At 35.4% G+C, this 17,065-nt stretch carries 12 protein-coding genes and 1 riboswitch; of the genes, 9 read left to right on the plus strand and 3 right to left on the minus strand.

Annotated features, from left to right (window positions below; translation table 11 throughout):
- The first annotated feature begins 61 nt into the window (after window positions 1-61).
- The 3 genes from AC061C_RS07715 to AC061C_RS07725 all read left to right on the plus strand — a co-directional run bounded on the left by AC061C_RS07715 (window position 62) and on the right by AC061C_RS07725 (window position 3,871).
- Window positions 62-670, plus strand: a complete 609-nt coding sequence (locus AC061C_RS07715; RefSeq protein WP_478290685.1) for a DNA-3-methyladenine glycosylase family protein — start codon at window positions 62-64, stop codon at window positions 668-670.
- 99 nt (window positions 671-769) lie between these two features.
- Window positions 770-1,300, plus strand: coding sequence for an inorganic diphosphatase (locus AC061C_RS07720; protein WP_309755943.1), 531 nt, complete (start codon window positions 770-772; stop codon window positions 1,298-1,300).
- 111 nt (window positions 1,301-1,411) lie between these two features.
- On the plus strand, window positions 1,412-3,871 hold the full coding sequence (locus tag AC061C_RS07725) for a sodium-translocating pyrophosphatase (RefSeq protein WP_478290686.1): 2,460 nt from the start codon (window positions 1,412-1,414) through the stop codon (window positions 3,869-3,871).
- A gap of 128 nt (window positions 3,872-3,999) precedes the next feature.
- On the opposite strand, the gene AC061C_RS07730 is transcribed toward AC061C_RS07725, so the two are convergent.
- Window positions 4,000-4,614 carry a deoxynucleoside kinase gene (locus AC061C_RS07730; RefSeq protein WP_309758950.1) on the minus strand — a complete coding sequence of 205 codons (615 nt, stop codon included), beginning with the start codon at window positions 4,612-4,614 and terminating at the stop codon, window positions 4,000-4,002.
- Window positions 4,614-5,405 (minus strand): hypothetical protein, encoded by a 792-nt coding sequence (locus AC061C_RS07735; protein WP_478290687.1) that lies wholly within the window; start codon window positions 5,403-5,405, stop codon window positions 4,614-4,616. The genes AC061C_RS07730 and AC061C_RS07735 overlap by 1 nt, the downstream gene beginning before the upstream one ends.
- A 115-nt stretch (window positions 5,406-5,520) precedes the next feature.
- Here AC061C_RS07735 and AC061C_RS07740 point away from each other — a divergent pair, with 115 nt between their 5' ends.
- Window positions 5,521-6,429, plus strand: coding sequence for a GLPGLI family protein (locus tag AC061C_RS07740; RefSeq protein WP_478290688.1), 909 nt, complete (start codon window positions 5,521-5,523; stop codon window positions 6,427-6,429).
- 32 nt (window positions 6,430-6,461) lie between these two features.
- Window positions 6,462-9,212 carry a carboxypeptidase regulatory-like domain-containing protein gene (locus tag AC061C_RS07745; RefSeq protein ID WP_478290689.1) on the plus strand — a complete coding sequence of 917 codons (2,751 nt, stop codon included), beginning with the start codon at window positions 6,462-6,464 and terminating at the stop codon, window positions 9,210-9,212.
- Between the two features lie 63 nt (window positions 9,213-9,275).
- Here the strand turns inward: AC061C_RS07745 and metK are convergent, their stop codons facing one another.
- Window positions 9,276-10,526, minus strand: coding sequence for a methionine adenosyltransferase (gene metK / locus AC061C_RS07750; RefSeq protein ID WP_417968972.1), 1,251 nt, complete (start codon window positions 10,524-10,526; stop codon window positions 9,276-9,278).
- A 1,052-nt stretch (window positions 10,527-11,578) separates the two neighbouring features.
- A riboswitch (SAM riboswitch) is annotated at window positions 11,579-11,686 on the plus strand.
- Between the two features lie 77 nt (window positions 11,687-11,763).
- Here metK and AC061C_RS07755 point away from each other — a divergent pair.
- The 4 genes from AC061C_RS07755 to AC061C_RS07770 all read left to right on the plus strand — a co-directional run bounded on the left by AC061C_RS07755 (window position 11,764) and on the right by AC061C_RS07770 (window position 16,984).
- Window positions 11,764-12,726 carry an alpha/beta fold hydrolase gene (locus AC061C_RS07755; RefSeq protein ID WP_478290690.1) on the plus strand — a complete coding sequence of 321 codons (963 nt, stop codon included), beginning with the start codon at window positions 11,764-11,766 and terminating at the stop codon, window positions 12,724-12,726.
- Window positions 12,727-12,745: 19 nt separating this feature from the next.
- Complete coding sequence (thrA, locus tag AC061C_RS07760) at window positions 12,746-15,160, plus strand: bifunctional aspartate kinase/homoserine dehydrogenase I (protein ID WP_478290691.1); 2,415 nt, start codon at window positions 12,746-12,748, stop codon at window positions 15,158-15,160.
- A 116-nt stretch (window positions 15,161-15,276) separates the two neighbouring features.
- On the plus strand, window positions 15,277-15,729 hold the full coding sequence (locus tag AC061C_RS07765) for an OsmC family protein (RefSeq protein ID WP_478290692.1): 453 nt from the start codon (window positions 15,277-15,279) through the stop codon (window positions 15,727-15,729).
- 82 nt (window positions 15,730-15,811) lie between these two features.
- On the plus strand, window positions 15,812-16,984 hold the full coding sequence (locus tag AC061C_RS07770; RefSeq protein WP_478290693.1) for a trans-sulfuration enzyme family protein: 1,173 nt from the start codon (window positions 15,812-15,814) through the stop codon (window positions 16,982-16,984).
- Window positions 16,985-17,065 lie beyond the last annotated feature (81 nt).

Genomic DNA, 17,065 nt, shown 5'->3' on the forward strand with positions numbered 1-17,065 from the left:
ACGGAACTCCTATTAAAAATAGATATTAAGTGAAGTAATCTGGGCTAAAAAAAGTAAAAATATGCAAGATGCTATCGATTTCCTTTTAGCTAAAGACACCGTTTTTAAAACTATTATTGATAAATATGGGTTGCCAATAATTCCCTTTCGACCTCAGGGTTTTGAGACTTTGGTTTTATTGATTTTAGAACAACAAGTATCGATCGATTCGGCCAAAGCTACTTTTTTAAGATTACGGGAAAGGATACACGTCTTTGAACCACGTATAGTATTCGATTTATCTGATGCCGAATTTCGAACCATTGGCGTAAGCCGCCAAAAGACAAGCTACATCAAAGCTTTGGCTACAGCCTTAATTAACAAAGAACTTGATTTAGACAGTTTGCCATTAAAAACAACGGCACAAGTACGGGAGGAACTCATTAAAATCAAAGGAATAGGAAACTGGACCATCGATATTTATTTGATGTTTAGCCTGCAAGCACCAGATTTATTACCGTTGGGCGATGTAGCGGTCGTTAACACTATGAAGGAGTTACTCGATATTCACGATAAGGAAGCGATGGAAAAGCACGCGCAACAATGGAGTCCGTATAGATCTTATGCCACTTATATTCTTTGGCATTATTACCTTAACAAACGAAATAGAACGATCACATACCAATATTAATTTTATAAAATTTAATACAGAGATAACACTGTTTTTCTATTGTAAAAACGTAATGATTGCGTACTTTTGCACCCTTAATTATAGAAAAGAAAAATTACAATGACTGCAGACAAATTAACGACTTTCGATGTACTTATCGAAATTCCAAGAGGAAGTAGAAACAAATACGAATATGATTTCGAAATAAAAAGAATGCGTTTTGATAGAATGTTGTTCTCTTCGATGATGTACCCAGCAGATTATGGATTTATCCCAGAAACATTAGCTTTAGACGGAGATCCACTAGATGTTTTGGTTTTAGTAACTGAACCTACGTTTCCTGGTTGTGTGATGGAAGTAAAGCCAATTGGTGTTTTCCACATGGCAGATGATAAAGGTCCAGATGAAAAAGTAATTTGTGTGCCGGTATCAGATCCGATTTGGAATTCATTAGAAAACTTATCAGATATCAACCCTCACTTATTAAAAGAAATTGAGCATTTCTTTCAAGTGTACAAAGACCTTGAAAACAAACAAGTTGATGTAGAAGGCTGGGGAGATGTAAACGAAGCATACGCAATCATCAAGGAGTGTACGACTCGTTTTAATGAGATTCCAAATAAACCAGAAGGATTATTTAGCATTAAATAAATAATTATCATAATCTTTATAAAAAAAGCAATATTCCGTTCGGAGTATTGCTTTTTTGTTTAAATTCGTTTGGTTACACTATAATTATTAACTAAAAACCAAACCAAAATTATGAATACAATAATGATTTATTTGCCAATCGCCATGGCATTCATTGGACTGGCATTTATGTTTACTAAACGCGCATGGGTTTTAAAACAAGATCCAGGTGACGGTAAAATGAAGGAGATATCAGATTACATTTATGAAGGCGCCTTGGCTTTCCTCAAAGCAGAATATCGTTTATTAACGTTCTTTGTTATTGGTGCCAGTATTGTTTTGGCCGGAATTTCATTTATCGTTCCTACTACACATATTTTAATTGTTGTTGCCTTTATTTTTGGAGCATTTTTCTCTGCTTTGGCTGGAAATATGGGAATGAAAATCGCAACCAAAACGAATGTTAGAACTACCCAAGCCGCACGTACGAGTTTGCCACAAGCCTTAAAAGTTTCTTTTGGCGGCGGAACCGTAATGGGATTGGGAGTTGCAGGTTTAGCGGTTTTAGGATTGACCACTTTTTTTATATTTTTCTTCCACTTTTTTATGAATGGTGTTTGGACTTCAACAGAAGATATGACCATTGTTTTAGAGACATTAGCTGGCTTTTCTCTTGGAGCAGAATCAATTGCTTTGTTTGCTAGAGTTGGTGGTGGAATATATACTAAAGCGGCCGATGTTGGTGCTGATTTAGTAGGTAAGGTCGAAGCAGGAATTCCAGAAGATGATCCTCGTAATCCCGCTACAATTGCGGATAATGTTGGTGATAATGTGGGTGACGTTGCCGGAATGGGAGCCGATTTATTTGGTTCTTATGTAGCAACCGTATTGGCGGCTATGGTTCTTGGGAATTATGTTATTAAAGATATGAACGGAAAAATTGATGATGCCTTTGGAGGAATTGGACCCATTTTATTACCAATGACTATAGCCGGTTTTGGAATTTTATTCTCTATCATCGGAACGATGTTAGTGAAAATTACGGATGATAATGCAAAAGAAGCACAAGTCCAAAAAGCATTAAATATTGGAAACTGGGTTTCTATCATATTAACTGCTGGAGCATGTTACTTTTTAATACAATACATGTTGCCAGAAACGATGAAAATGAATTTCTTCGGTGAAGGTATTCAAGAAATTTCATCCATGCGTGTTTTTTATGCGACTATTGTCGGATTAACCGTTGGTGCAGTTATTTCATCAGTTACGGAATATTATACGGGCTTAGGGACAAAACCAGTTATGGCAATTGTACAAAAATCGAGTACGGGAGCAGGAACCAATGTGATTGCAGGTTTGGCAACGGGAATGATTTCTACTTTCCCAACCGTATTGTTATTTGCAGCAGCAATTTGGACTTCCTACGCTTTAGCAGGATTTTATGGTGTTGCTTTGGCTGCTTCGGCTATGATGGCAACTACAGCAATGCAACTTGCCATTGATGCTTTTGGACCCATATCGGATAACGCGGGTGGAATTGCAGAAATGAGTGAACTACCAAAAGAAGTACGCACTAGAACTGATATTTTAGATTCGGTAGGGAATACAACAGCAGCAACGGGAAAAGGATTTGCTATTGCTTCGGCAGCATTGACGTCTCTAGCTTTATTTGCTGCTTATGTTACGTTTACTGGAATTGACGGAATCAATATTTTTAAAGCGCCAGTTTTAGCGATGTTATTCGTGGGCGGAATGATACCGGTAGTTTTCTCGGCTTTAGCCATGAATTCGGTTGGGAAAGCAGCTATGGATATGGTTTATGAAGTGCGTCGTCAGTTTAGAGAAATTCCAGGAATTATGGAAGGAACTGGAAAACCAGAATATGCTAAATGTGTAGACATTTCTACTAAAGCAGCTTTGCGCGAAATGATGTTACCAGGAATTTTGACTATTGGTTTTCCTATTGCTATTGTACTTCTTGGGAAGCTAGTTTATGCTGACAACAACCAGCTAATTGCTGAAATGTTAGGTGGTTATATGGCTGGAGTTACCGTTTCAGGAGTACTTTGGGCAGTTTTCCAAAACAATGCCGGTGGCGCTTGGGACAATGCCAAAAAGTCGTTTGAAGCTGGAGTGCTAATAAATGGTGAAATGACATACAAAGGTTCTGATGCGCATAAAGCTGCGGTGACTGGAGATACTGTTGGTGATCCGTTCAAGGATACTTCTGGACCATCGATGAATATTTTGATCAAATTAACTTGTTTAATAGGTTTGGTTATTGCTCCTATTTTAGGAAATGGTTCCCATACAATTTCAGAAAAAGCCGCTTGTTGTGCAACTACTGAAATGTGTACTTCGATGTCTAAAGAAGAATGTATGGCCAAAGGATGTGAAAGTAAAACATGTAAGTTCATGGGTACAGGTACTTCGGAAACTGTAACAAATTCTAAAGAAGTATCCATCGAAAAAACAAATGTAGATGGAAAAGTAAAAGCGACTATCAAAACAACTATTAACGGTAAAGAAGATATTAAAAGTTTTGAAGGAACTGATGCAGAAGTTCAAGCTAAAATTGATGCTGCGAAGTAGAATTTTCTAAAGATCAGATTAACAAAAAATGCCTTGCAATTTGCAAGGCATTTTTTATTTCTATGTTTTTTATTTAATTGTTACTCCCTTTCCTTCGGAGAGTCCCGAAGCTTCGGGAGGGGAGAGGATTAAAATAGCCCATGCAACTCTGCATCGATTCTATTAAAAATGTTTCCTAAATCCTCTGGATTATCCACAAAGTTGATGTTGTCTACATCTATAATTAATAATTTTCCTTTGTCATACGTTTGAATCCAGCCTTCGTACCGTTCATTCAAGCGACTCAAATAGTCAATAGAAATAGAGTTTTCATATTCGCGACCGCGCTTGTGTATTTGTCCCACTAAATTAGGAATAGAACTTCGCAAATAAATCAGTAAATCTGGTGCTTTTACAGTAGATTCCATCAATTCAAAAAGAGAGGAGTAATTCTGGTAATCACGATTGGTCATTAAGCCCATCGCATACAAGTTAGGTGCAAATATGTGCGCATCTTCATAAATGGTTCTGTCTTGTATGATTTTTTTACCACTTTCGCGAATTTGCATCACTTGTCTAAACCGACTGTTCAAGAAATAAATTTGTAAATTAAAAGACCAGCGTTCCATTTGATGGTAAAAATCATCTAAGTATGGATTGTCTACAACATCTTCATAATGGGGCTCCCATTTAAAATGTTTGGCTAATAAACGCGTTAAAGTTGTTTTTCCTGAACCTATATTTCCTGCTATTGCTATGTGCATTACGGTATTGTGATTTTATAATTTGTAATTCCTGAAGTTGTAAAAATAGATAAAATTTGGTCCTTGTAGTAGAATTTTTTAAACGATTTTTCTGAAATTTGAATTTCAGTTTTCTGCTCTTTTTGTACGTCTATGAATTTCAAAATACCGTTTTTGGAGTACAGGTATTGATTGTCATTTACTATCACAATCACATCATAATCTGGGATTAGACCTTTCTTACTGACTTTTCCAAAAATATCGCAGCTGTACCAATTATTTGCACTGTCAATCCAGTAAAAGGTATTAAAATCTGAGGTGTAGTAAGCAATGCTATCCGTTAACGGAACGGAAATCGGTTTGTAATTTTGATTTAAATAATCAAAAAGACCTATCTGCTGATTTAAGCTATTGTATATCCAAAATTGATTTTGCGAAGCGATGCCAATAGCTGTGGTTACAATAGGAACTGAACTTTCGGAAAAATTGACTTTTTGTATTTCATTCAGTTGATTGTCTAAAGTAACAACGGTATTGAAGTTCTCATAAAACAAGACAATTTTAAGCGGATTTTGAAGGTCAACTTTCGTGATCTTGCCTAAACTAAAGTTTTGGTATACGAAGGTTTCGCGTGTGCCGATTTTAGAAAAAACATTGTTTTTAACGGTATAATAAAAACCAAAAGAATCATACCCCAAAAACTCATCTGCATCAAAATGAATCGTATTAACAGTAACAAGATTTGGTTTTTGATTTTGACCAAAAACAATTGTAACTGAGCTGATAAAGAGCAAAAAAGCGAATTTCTTCATAAAAGCGAATTTACAATTAAACCATATACTAGCATAATGGTCTTAGTATTATTTTAACACATGTGCTTGTAACAATAGCTGTGTTTTTCTGTCTCACTTATAAAAATCTAAAAGTATGTATAAAGTAATTTTCACATTAGTATTAGCTGTAGCATCATTGATGGGGCTTCAAGCTCAAGAATTTCAGGGAATGGCTGTTTACGAGTCAAAAACCAGCACAGCGGATTTTAAATCGAGAATGGAGGGCAACAAAAATATGACTCCAGATATGCAAAAAAACATTGAGGAACGTATGAAAAAAATGTTTGAAAAAACATTTATTCTAAATTTTAATAAATCGGCCTCCATATACAAAGAAGAAGAAAAGCTCGAAGCTGCTACTCAAGGTGGTGGTATGCGAATAATGAGTTCTATGACTGGAGGTGGCGGTACTTATTACAAAAATGTAAAAGAAAAAGCCTACACCATTGATAAAGAGTTCATGGGGAAAGAGTTTTTAATAAAAGATTCTTTGTCCAATTTAAAATGGAAAATGGAGGGCGAAACCAGAGTAATTGGTGGTTATACCTGTTACAAAGCAACTGCAATAAAAGCAGCAAGCGCAACCGATTTTAGAAATTTCCGCCCGAAAAGAGATGAAGCAAAAAAGGAAGCTGATAAAAAGGAATCTGAAGCGCCTACTGCCGAAAAGAAAACGAATTTCCTAGATGCGATTGAAATGCCCAAAGAAATTACGGTTACGGCCTGGTACACGCCAGAAATTCCAGTTAGCCAAGGTCCAGAAGGATATTGGGGTTTGCCGGGTTTAATCTTAGAGGTAAATGATGGTAAGACTATTATTTTATGTTCGAAAGTAGTTTTAAATCCTAAGGAAAAGATTGAAATTAAGGCGTCGACAAAAGGAAAGGTGATTTCGCAAAAAGAGTATGATGAAGCGGTAGTGAAAAAGATGGAGGAGTGGAGAGAAATGAATCAAGGACGTGGTGGAAATGGCGGTATGGGAGGTTTCAGGATTGGTGGATAATACTGTTTTTAATTTATTTTAAAGAATATCAAATGACAAGAATTTTACTGTTTATTGCAATACTTACAACTTCTATTTCGTTCGGTCAGAGTATTAAGTTTGAAGGAATCGTTCAGGACACGGGCAAAGCACCTTTAGAAATGGCCAATGTTATGGCGGTCAATCAATCAACAAAGGCAATGGATGCGTATGCAATTACTACGGATAAGGGAAAGTATAGCTTAAACTTGAAGCCTAATACTACGTATGTGATTAAGTTGAGTTACCTCGGGATGCAAAATAAAGAGATCACAGTGGTGACCAAAGCAGAGAATATGCTGCAAAATATCACCATGGAATCAGGAGGAATCGAATTAGATGGTGTTGAAATTGTACGTGAAATGCCGGTTTCCATCAAGGGCGATACGATTGTGTACAATACAGATTCGTTTAAAACAGGCGAAGAGCGAAAGTTAGAAGATGTCTTTAAGAAACTACCAGGTTTTGAAGTCATGGCCGATGGTCAAGTACAAGTTGAAGGTAAAAAAGTAACCAAATTATTTGTCAATGGCAAACCATTTATGGATGGCGATACTAAACTAGGATCCAAAAATATCCCGTCGGATGCAGTTGATAAAGTGCAAGTATTGCGAAACTTCAATGAGGTATCTCAGATGAAGGGATTGGAAAACAATAATGACGACATCGCACTAAATATTAAACTCAAAAAAGGAAAAGATAAGTTTTGGTTTGGAGATGTAAGTGCCGGTTTAGCAAACGATAAAGGCTATATTTTTAATCCAAAAGTGTTTTATTATTCTCCTAAAACTAGTATCAACTCCATAGTAAATTTGAATAATATTGGGGAGGTTTCATTGACTTCAGCTGATTTTTTCAGGATAAATGGAGGCGCAAGGAATACTATAGGTAGAAGCGGAACTACATTAAACCTGAATAGGAATTTCTTTGGGCTTTCTGGTGGCGATAATGTTGCCAAGGCAAGCGATAAATTCGGAACCTTAAACATCAATCATTCTGTTTCTAAAAAATGGACGTTGACTGGTTTTGCTGCCTATTCCTCTACATTTAATCAGTCGATTACGAACTCTGATCGTGGTATTTTTGAACCCAATACAACAAATATTGCAACGCTCGAAAATAGAAAAAATAGCACCGATTCTAGAAATAATGCTTTTATCTCTAAGGTAGGTTCAAAGTATAAAGCTAATGATAATTTTCAGCTGGATTACGATGTTTTCTTTAGAAAAAACGATCAGCAGGATGTTGATAACAGTCAAAGTAATTTTAGTTCTTTTGCTAATGGAAATTCTTTTAACAGCTCAAACACGGTTATCGCATTTCAAAATCAAGCACCAGTTTCATTCAATCAAAGTTTGAATTTATTTTATACGCAAAACCCCAAAAATACTTGGGTAATTGAAGTGCAGCATCAATACGAGGATGAAGATCCCTTTTACAATCCGCAATTATCGGTTAATCCATATCAAAACAATAGCTCGCAAGATCCAAATGATCCAAGTGCTGTTTTTGTAAATGAAAACAGTTTAAATATTGAGCAGTCTCGATTTGTAAAAACGAATAAAGTAGATGCTAAAGCTGATTATTATTACCAAATCTCTAACAAAAGTATATTGAATGTAACGGCAGGAAATTCTAATGCATTTCAAACCTATAATTCAAGTCTGTTGCAAATTTTGGAGGATAAATCAGTTAATCCAGTTGAACAAGCAGCCTATAATAATGATGTTCGCTACGCGTTTAATGATGTTTTTTTAGGACTTCATTACAAGTTCATAGTTGGTAAGTTTACCTTTAATCCTGGGTTTTCGACCCATCAATACAACACCAACAATCAGCAATTTGGTACTCGGTATCAATTGAATTTCAGTAGATTTCTTCCTGATATGTTTGCCCGTTGGGATTTAAAAAAATCAGAAAACATAACCTATAATTTTAATGTTCGTAATGGGTTTAATGATATAAACTCTTTAGTCGAAGGGTTTATTTTTACTAATTTCAACAGTATTGCAAGAGGTAATTCACAACTGCAAAACTCATTAGTTACTAGCCATAGATTGAATTATTCGAAATATAATTTGTATAATTTCACTACCATTTTTGGAAATATTTCGTACACAACCACAAAAGATCCAGTGGTGAATGGGATATCTTTTCAAAGTATTTATTCTACCTCTGACCGTTTGAATTTAGACGCAGAAAATGAAAACTTGAACGGAAATTTGTTTTATAGCAAGAGTTTTAAGAAGTATTATAAAGTAACAGGCGGTATAAATGCTGGATGGAATAAAAACTTTGTTTTAAACCGAAGAGTTGCCAATGGTGCTACGCAGGAGTTTATTCAAGGAATCGAAAACGTAAATCATAGTTACAACCTAGCTTTTGCAACGCAATTCAAGAAATATCCAAATATTGATTTAGGCTACCGAATTAATTTATCAGAGCAAGCGTCAAACAAGTTTACTACGCAAACGCCAACGGTTAAGCTGAACTACTATTTTTTGAAAGGGTTAAATGTCAATTGGGATTATTCATTTAATCGCTTTAAAAATGAAACTTCTGGATTAACAAACGATTTTGAAATCATGACCGCAAGCTTAAATTATATCAAAAAGGACTCGAAATTCGAGTATAGAATACAGGCAAATAACCTTTTAAATACGAGATCAAGATTAAACAACTCGTTTAGTGTAAATGGTTTTAATGCGAATGAAACTATTATTTTACCGCGTTTTGTGACCTTTATTTTAAAGTACAATATATAGCCAAATTAAAAGGGGATTTTGACTGAACAAAATCCCCTTTTTTATTTTAAGTCTATAATTGAATTACAACCCAAAAGCAGTTTTTACTTGGTCTACAAAATCTAGTTTTTCCCAAGTAAATAATTCAACAGTAACTGTTTTTTCGTTTCCACCTGGAGCAGAAAATGTTTTAGTAACCGTTTCTGGAGTACGTCCCATGTGCCCGTAAGCAGCAGTTTCGCTATAAATTGGGTTTCTTAATTTCAATCGTTGTTCGATGAAGTACGGACGCATATCAAAAATAGCTTCTACTTTCTTAGCAATTTCACCGTTTGTCAAATTTACTTTTGATGTTCCGTAGGTATCAATAAAAATACCCATTGGTTTAGCCACACCAATAGCGTACGAAACTTGTACTAAAATCTCATCGGCAACACCAGCTGCAACTAAGTTTTTAGCAATATGACGTGTTGCATAAGCAGCAGAACGGTCCACTTTACTTGGATCTTTACCAGAAAACGCGCCACCACCGTGAGCTCCTTTTCCACCGTACGTATCTACAATAATTTTTCTTCCAGTCAAACCTGTATCCCCGTGTGGTCCTCCAATTACGAATTTCCCCGTTGGGTTAATATGGTATTGAATGGTATCATTAAATAAATGAGCGTGTGTTGGATTTTTAGCAATAATTCTCGGGATCAAAATTTCAACGATATCTTTTTTGATTTTAGCAAGCATTGTTGCTTCTTCATCAAAATCATCGTGCTGTGTTGAAATTACAATAGCCTCAATACGCGTAGGTTTGTTATCATCGCTATATTCTAAAGTTACTTGAGATTTAGCATCAGGACGTAAATACGTAATTTCGTTATTTTCACGTCTTAAAATCGCTAATTCTTGTAATAATTTATGAGACAAATCAAGTGCCAATGGCATGTAATTTTCAGTTTCATTAGTAGCATAACCAAACATCATACCTTGATCTCCAGCACCTTGCTCTTCTGGATTCGCTCTATCAACACCTTGGTTAATATCAGCAGATTGTTCGTGAATAGCTGAAAGAATACCGCAAGAATTGGCTTCAAACATATATTCGCTTTTTGTATAACCAATTTTTCTGATTACATCACGAGCGATTTGTTGTACATCTAAATAGGTATTTGATTTTACTTCACCTGCCAATATCACTTGACCTGTTGTCACTAAAGTTTCACATGCTACTTTAGAATCGGCATCAAATGCCAAAAAATTATCAATTAATGCGTCTGAAATTTGATCTGCAATTTTGTCTGGATGTCCTTCGCTTACAGATTCTGACGTAAATAAATAGGCCATAAGTACTTTTGTTTTAAAATTAAGCGAGAAAAAATAATTGCTGAAAAGGACTAAAGGAGCGTTTCTGCTTTAGCATTTTTTTCTACTGAAAATAGATCAGTACTCATAATGAATCAGTATCATTATGAAGAGGTTGCAATCAGTTCAAATTTTTCCTCTAATATTCGGGTGCAAAGGTATGAAACCATTTTGAATTGCAAATTAAACTTCATTTTTTTTTGTAGTTAAATCTTTTTTAGAATAGTGAATTCAAAAAACTTTTTTTAAATTTATTTTAAAAAGGGGTTTGTTTTTCTTAAAACTAATTTAGATATTTGATAATCAAATTAATAAATCATGAAAATGAATATGTGCAATATGTATAAAGATGAAGAGGAGTTCTCCTCTGGGTGTTATATTGTATGATTTCAATTAAATTATAAAGCAATAACTTCCCACTAAAAAGGGAAGTTTTTTTTTGAACAAAATTTAAGAATGCCATAAATTTAAAACAAATATGCATTACCAAATATTTGAAATCACTAGAACATATTTTGAGAAAAAATTATTTTGTTCTGGTGCCATTTTATTGATTTTGGACTGCTGATCCCAAAAGTATAAGTTATAGTATAACTTGAATGCCCTTTTGGAGTAGCCTCTAAAAGGGTTTTTCTCTTTTAGAACTTTTGATTTTCAAATGTAAAGTAAGTTGTATGGATATTTTCGATACACTAATTCATTCAGGATTGAAATTCAAAATGGATGTATTAAAATGAATTGGGTCATGTAATGGATTATTTGTCGCAAGGTATTCGTGTCAAAATGAGGTGCTTTTTTGCAGAGAATCTTGATTTATTGTTGTTAAAGTTGAGGTTTGCAATAGTTTTAATGTTGTTGTTTTGGCGGGGTGTGAAATGGTTTTGTTAGCTGGTGCCTCGTCAAAATAACAATGGAGAAAATACAAACTAATCTCTTTTTTTAAATGGATAAGAAACAATAGATTGCTTATAAAAATTTGCTTGCTAACTAAAATAGTATTTAATTTGCATCACAAAGTTCACAACTGTATTGAAATGTTATAAAGAAAGGCAGAGGGATTAGACCCGATGAAGCCTTAGCAACCCTTCGATTTATCGAAGAAGGTGCTGCATTCTACCACGCCCATCGTGGAAAGATAACACTAAGAATTTGTCTAGATAACACCTAGCTTTCTTTCTAATATTTCCAAACACAAGTCCTAATTATAACAGATTTGAAATTGGAAAATAAACCAACAACTATTACATTACACAATTTCACCACGGAGTCAGGTGCAAATTATGCTACTCTAAACTTAAGTTATCAAGTTTTTGGTTTGTCTTTGCATACAGCTCCCATTGTTTTGGTCAATCATGCGCTAACCGGAAATTCACAGTTGGTGGGCGATAACGGTTGGTGGAATGACCTAATTGGCACCAACAAAACTATTGATACTACAAAATATACCGTACTTGCTTTTAACGTTCCCGGAAATGGATTTGATGGAGTTGTAATTGAAAATCATCTTGATTTTACAGCAAGAGACATTGCTAGAATTTTTATAAAAGGCCTTCAGTTGCTTGAGGTTAAAAATCTCTACGCCATTATTGGAGGTTCTGTAGGTGGCGGAATTGCATGGGAAATGGTCGCATTAGAACCAACAATAACCCAAAAATTAATTCCAATTGCTACCGATTGGAAAGCGACAGACTGGCTTATTGCCAATTGTTTTTTGCAAGAACAAATTCTTACCAATTCATCTAAACCCATTCAGGATGCCCGCGCACACGCGATGTTGTGTTACCGAACTCCAGAATCATTTGCGGCAAAATTTCAACGAACTACTAATGAGGAGTTAGCCATTTTTAATGTTGAAAGTTGGTTGTTGCATCACGGCGAAAAATTGCAACAGCGATTTCAATTGGCATCCTATAAAATGATGAATCAATTATTGAAAACCATTGATGTTACTCGCAATAGATCTTCGTTTGAAAATTCAATCGAAGCTGTAACGGCAGAAATTCACATCATAGCCATCAATTCGGATTTGTTTTTTACAGCCAGTGAAAACAAAGCCACTTTTGAGCAATTACAAAAATTAAATAAAAAAGTCAGTTACAAAGAAATAATTTCCATTCACGGACACGATGCTTTTTTGATAGAATACAAACAATTACACAATTTGCTTCAAGATTTATTCTAAGCTACAAACACACAACACAATGAAAATATTAAAATTTGGAGGTAAATCCTTATCAAATGGTGACGGATTAAATAAGGTGGTTGCCATAATAACAGACAAAGTAAATCAGGGAGAGAAAATTGCAGTTGTGGTTTCGGCACGTGGTAATGCTACGGTTGATTTGGAACACATTTTAACTATTGCTTCTCAAAACGGAGATTACAAACCACTTTTTGAAGATTTCAAAACCTATCAGCAAGATGTTTATGATGCTGTTGATTTGTCTGAGGAGTTTACTATTTTAGAAAAATTGTTTGAAGGTGTAAGTCTGATTGGCGATTACAGCAAAAAAATCAAAGACCACATTTTGTCTAAAGGCGAATTGCTTTCGGCAAAATTACTAACGGCCATACTCATTGAAAAAGGAATCCATGCTCGTTTTACCGATACGCGTGAATTGATAAAAACTGATGCTAAATTTGGTGATGCACAACCCTTAGAACAACTTTCTAAGAAAAATGTGGTTGCTTTTTTTAAGCAAAACACCGAAAATACAGTCAATGTAATCACAGGTTTTATAGGTTCTACGACCAATAATGATGCTACAACTCTAGGCAGAAACGGGAGTAATTACACCGCTTCGTTGATTGCGAATTATTTAAATGCCGACGAATTACAAAATTACACGCATGTTGATGGAATTTATACTGCCAATCCTGATTTAGTTGTCGATGCTAAAAAAATTGATCACCTATCATTTAATGAGGCGAATGAGATTGCTAATTTTGGAGCAACTATTTTGCATGCCAAAACTATCATTCCGTTATTAGAAAAAAACATTCCGCTTCGAATTTTAAATACTTTCAATCATGAAAATAAAGGAACTTTAATTACTTCCAATTCTAATAAGGAAGGAATTAAAACGCTTTCGGTCCTTGAAAATGTGGCTTTGGTAAATCTAGAAGGAAGAGGTTTGCTTGGTAAAACAGGTGTTGATGCTCGAATTTTTAGAGTAATGGGCGACAATAATATCAGTGTGAGTATCATTTCGCAAGGTTCATCAGAGCGTGGAATAGGCTTGGTTGTGGCTGCTGACAAAGCTACTACGGCCATGATTGAATTGGAAAAAGAATTCGAGAATGATTTCTATTCGAAAGATGTCAATAAAATAACCGTAGCTGATGATGTAGCTGTCATCTCTATTATTGGACAGGACTTAAGCACTTTTCACAAACCTTATACCGCTTTAATTAAAAATAAAATAGTTCCGATTCTGTTCAATAATACGGTGACTGGTAAGAATGTGAGTTTGGTTGTTAAAAAATCACAATTACACAAAGCCTTAAATGTGATTCACGGAGAGATCTTTGGCGTAGCCAAGAAAATAAATATTGCTGTTTTTGGTCACGGTTTGGTGGGCGGTACCTTGATTAATCAAATTTTAGAATCCGCAGCAGCCATTGAAAAAAGAAAAGACATCAAATTGAATGTATTTGCTATTGCCAATTCAAGTAACGTGCTCTTGAATAAAAACGGCGTGACACCTAACTGGAAAAATGAGATTCAAACCAACGGATTCTCATATACTATTGATGATGTGATTGCCTACGCAAATGAGCATCATTTAGAGAATTTAATTGCTATTGATAACACTGCAAGTGCTGATTTTGTTACGAATTACATTTCGTTAGTTGAGAATAGTTTCGATTTGATTTCTTCAAACAAAGTAGCTAATACTTTAAGTTATAGTTTTTATAAAAAATTGCGAAAAGTTCTGGCAGAAAACCAAAAAACGTATCTTTATGAAACCAATGTTGGAGCAGGATTGCCGTTGATTGATACTATTAAATTGTTGCACCTTTCTGGCGAAAATATCACAAAGATTAAAGGCGTTTTCTCGGGAACATTGAGTTATTTGTTCAATAATTTTTCGGCTAAAGATGTACCTTTTAGCGAAATTTTAAAAGAAGCCATCGATAACGGATATACAGAACCAGATCCAAGAGAGGATTTATGCGGAAATGATGTAGGGCGAAAGTTATTGATTTTGGCCAGAGAACTAGACCTGCAAAATGAGTTCGAAGAAATTGCGATTCAAAATTTAATTCCAGAACATTTGCGTAGTGGAGATGTAGGAGAGTTTTTAAACAAATTGACGGAGTTTGATCCTATTTATGCAAAAATAAAAGCCGATCAAAAACCGAATCACGTATTGCGTTACATAGGCGAATTATCGGGAGATTTGCAAAATGACAAAGGAAATCTAGAAGTAAAATTAGTTTCGGTGCCATCAGAAACAGCATTGGGTGGATTGAAAGGTTCTGATTCTTTCTTCGAAATTTACACTGAATCGTATGGAGACCGACCAATTGTAATTCAAGGCGCAGGTGCAGGATCAGCAGTAACGGCAAGAGGTGTTTTTGGCGATATTTTAAGGTTGTCTGATAAAGGGTAAAAAGAGTATTCAGTGTTCAGTTTTTAGTGAACAGATTTCAGTAATTAGTTTTAAAATAAAAATCCGTTGAATCCGCGTTTGAAAATCCGCGTCATCAGCGTTCAAAAAAGATAACAATGAAAATAACATTAAACAGAGTAAACGACAATTTCCATTTCGAATTAAAAAACGAAAGAGGGCATCTAGTAAACGTAGACAGCCGTCCTGAGTATGGAGGAAATGATATGGGCGCCAGTCCGATGGAATTAGTATTGATGGGAGTTGCGGGTTGTAGCGCCATTGATATGATTTCGATTTTGAAAAAACAACGTCAAGAAATCACGTCTTTCAAAGCTGAGGTTGAAGGAGAACGCGTACAAGTTGGAGAAGCAAAACCTTTTAAAAATATCCATGTGGTGTTTTATTTAGAAGGTGATATCAAGGAAGACAAAGCAGCAAAAGCAGCACAACTTTCTTTTGAAAAATACTGTTCGGTTTCCAAAACATTAGAGCCAACAGCAACCATACATTACAAAGTTGTTTTGAACGGAAGCCCCCTAACCACCGAAGGGGGAACCAGTAATAGTTAATGAAACAATTTTAATTTTCAATTTTCCGACTTCGGCTCCCTCTCCTTCGGGGAGGGTTGGGGTGGGGATAATATTATACACTATGAATAATTCAGAATTTGGTTTCGAAACACAAGCCATACGCAATCAGTTAGAAAGAACACAATATTTAGAGCATTCGGTGCCGTTGTATCTCACGTCTAGTTTTGTATTTGAGGATGCCGAAGATATGCGTGCTTCATTTGCAGAGGAAAAAGACAGGAATATTTACAGCCGTTACAGCAACCCAAATAACAACGAATTTATTAGCAAAGTGTGTGCTATGGAAGGAGCTGCTGCTGGATTTGCGTTTTCATCAGGTATGGCCGCGGTGTATTCCACTTTGGCTGCTTTATTGAATTCTGGAGATCACATTGTTTCTTCGAGCAGTGTTTTTGGTGCAACGCATTCGTTGTTTATTAATTATTTTCCAAAATGGAACATACAAACCTCGTATTTTGACATCAATCAACCCGAGACTATTGAAGGTTTGATTACGCCAGATACAAAAATTCTATTCGCAGAGTCACCAACCAATCCTGCTGTTGATATTATTGATTTGGAATTGCTAGGAAATATTGCGAAAAAGCACAATATAATTTTAATTATTGACAACTGTTTTGCAACGCCTTATTTGCAGCAACCAATAAAATGGGGCGCACATTTAGTGGTGCATTCGGCTACCAAATTAATGGACGGTCAAGGTAGAGTTTTGGGCGGAATAACTGTTGGTGATGCTGATCTGATTCAGAAAATCTATTTGTTTTCCCGACTTACAGGTCCGGCTTTATCGCCTTTTAATGCGTGGGTATTGTCTAAAAGTTTAGAAACATTAGCCATTCGATTGGACAGACATTGTGAAAACGCCTTGAAAGTAGCGGAGTTTTTAGAGAATCATCCTCAGGTGAATAAAGTGAAATATCCTTTTTTGAAATCGCATCCTCAATATGAAATCGCACAAAAGCAAATGAAGTTGGGCGGAAATATTGTTGCTTTTGAAATAAAAGGAGGATTAGAAGCCGGAAGAGCTTTCTTGGATAAAATTAAATTGTGTTCGCTTTCACCAAATTTAGGAGACACCAGAACTATTGTTACGCATCCAGCCTCAACAACACACAGTAAATTATCTGTCGAAGAACGTTTGGCGGTGAGTATTACCGATGGTTTGGTGCGTGTTTCTGTAGGTTTAGAAACCGTAAAGGATGTAATTGCCGATTTGGAGCAGGCGCTTTCGTAACTGATAGATTTGGGATTAACGATTTTAGATTGTAGTTTTGGTTCAAACAACGCAAGGTTTAATACTTGCGAATCTTTTTTA

The organism is Flavobacterium sp. GNP010, from assembly GCF_056428945.1.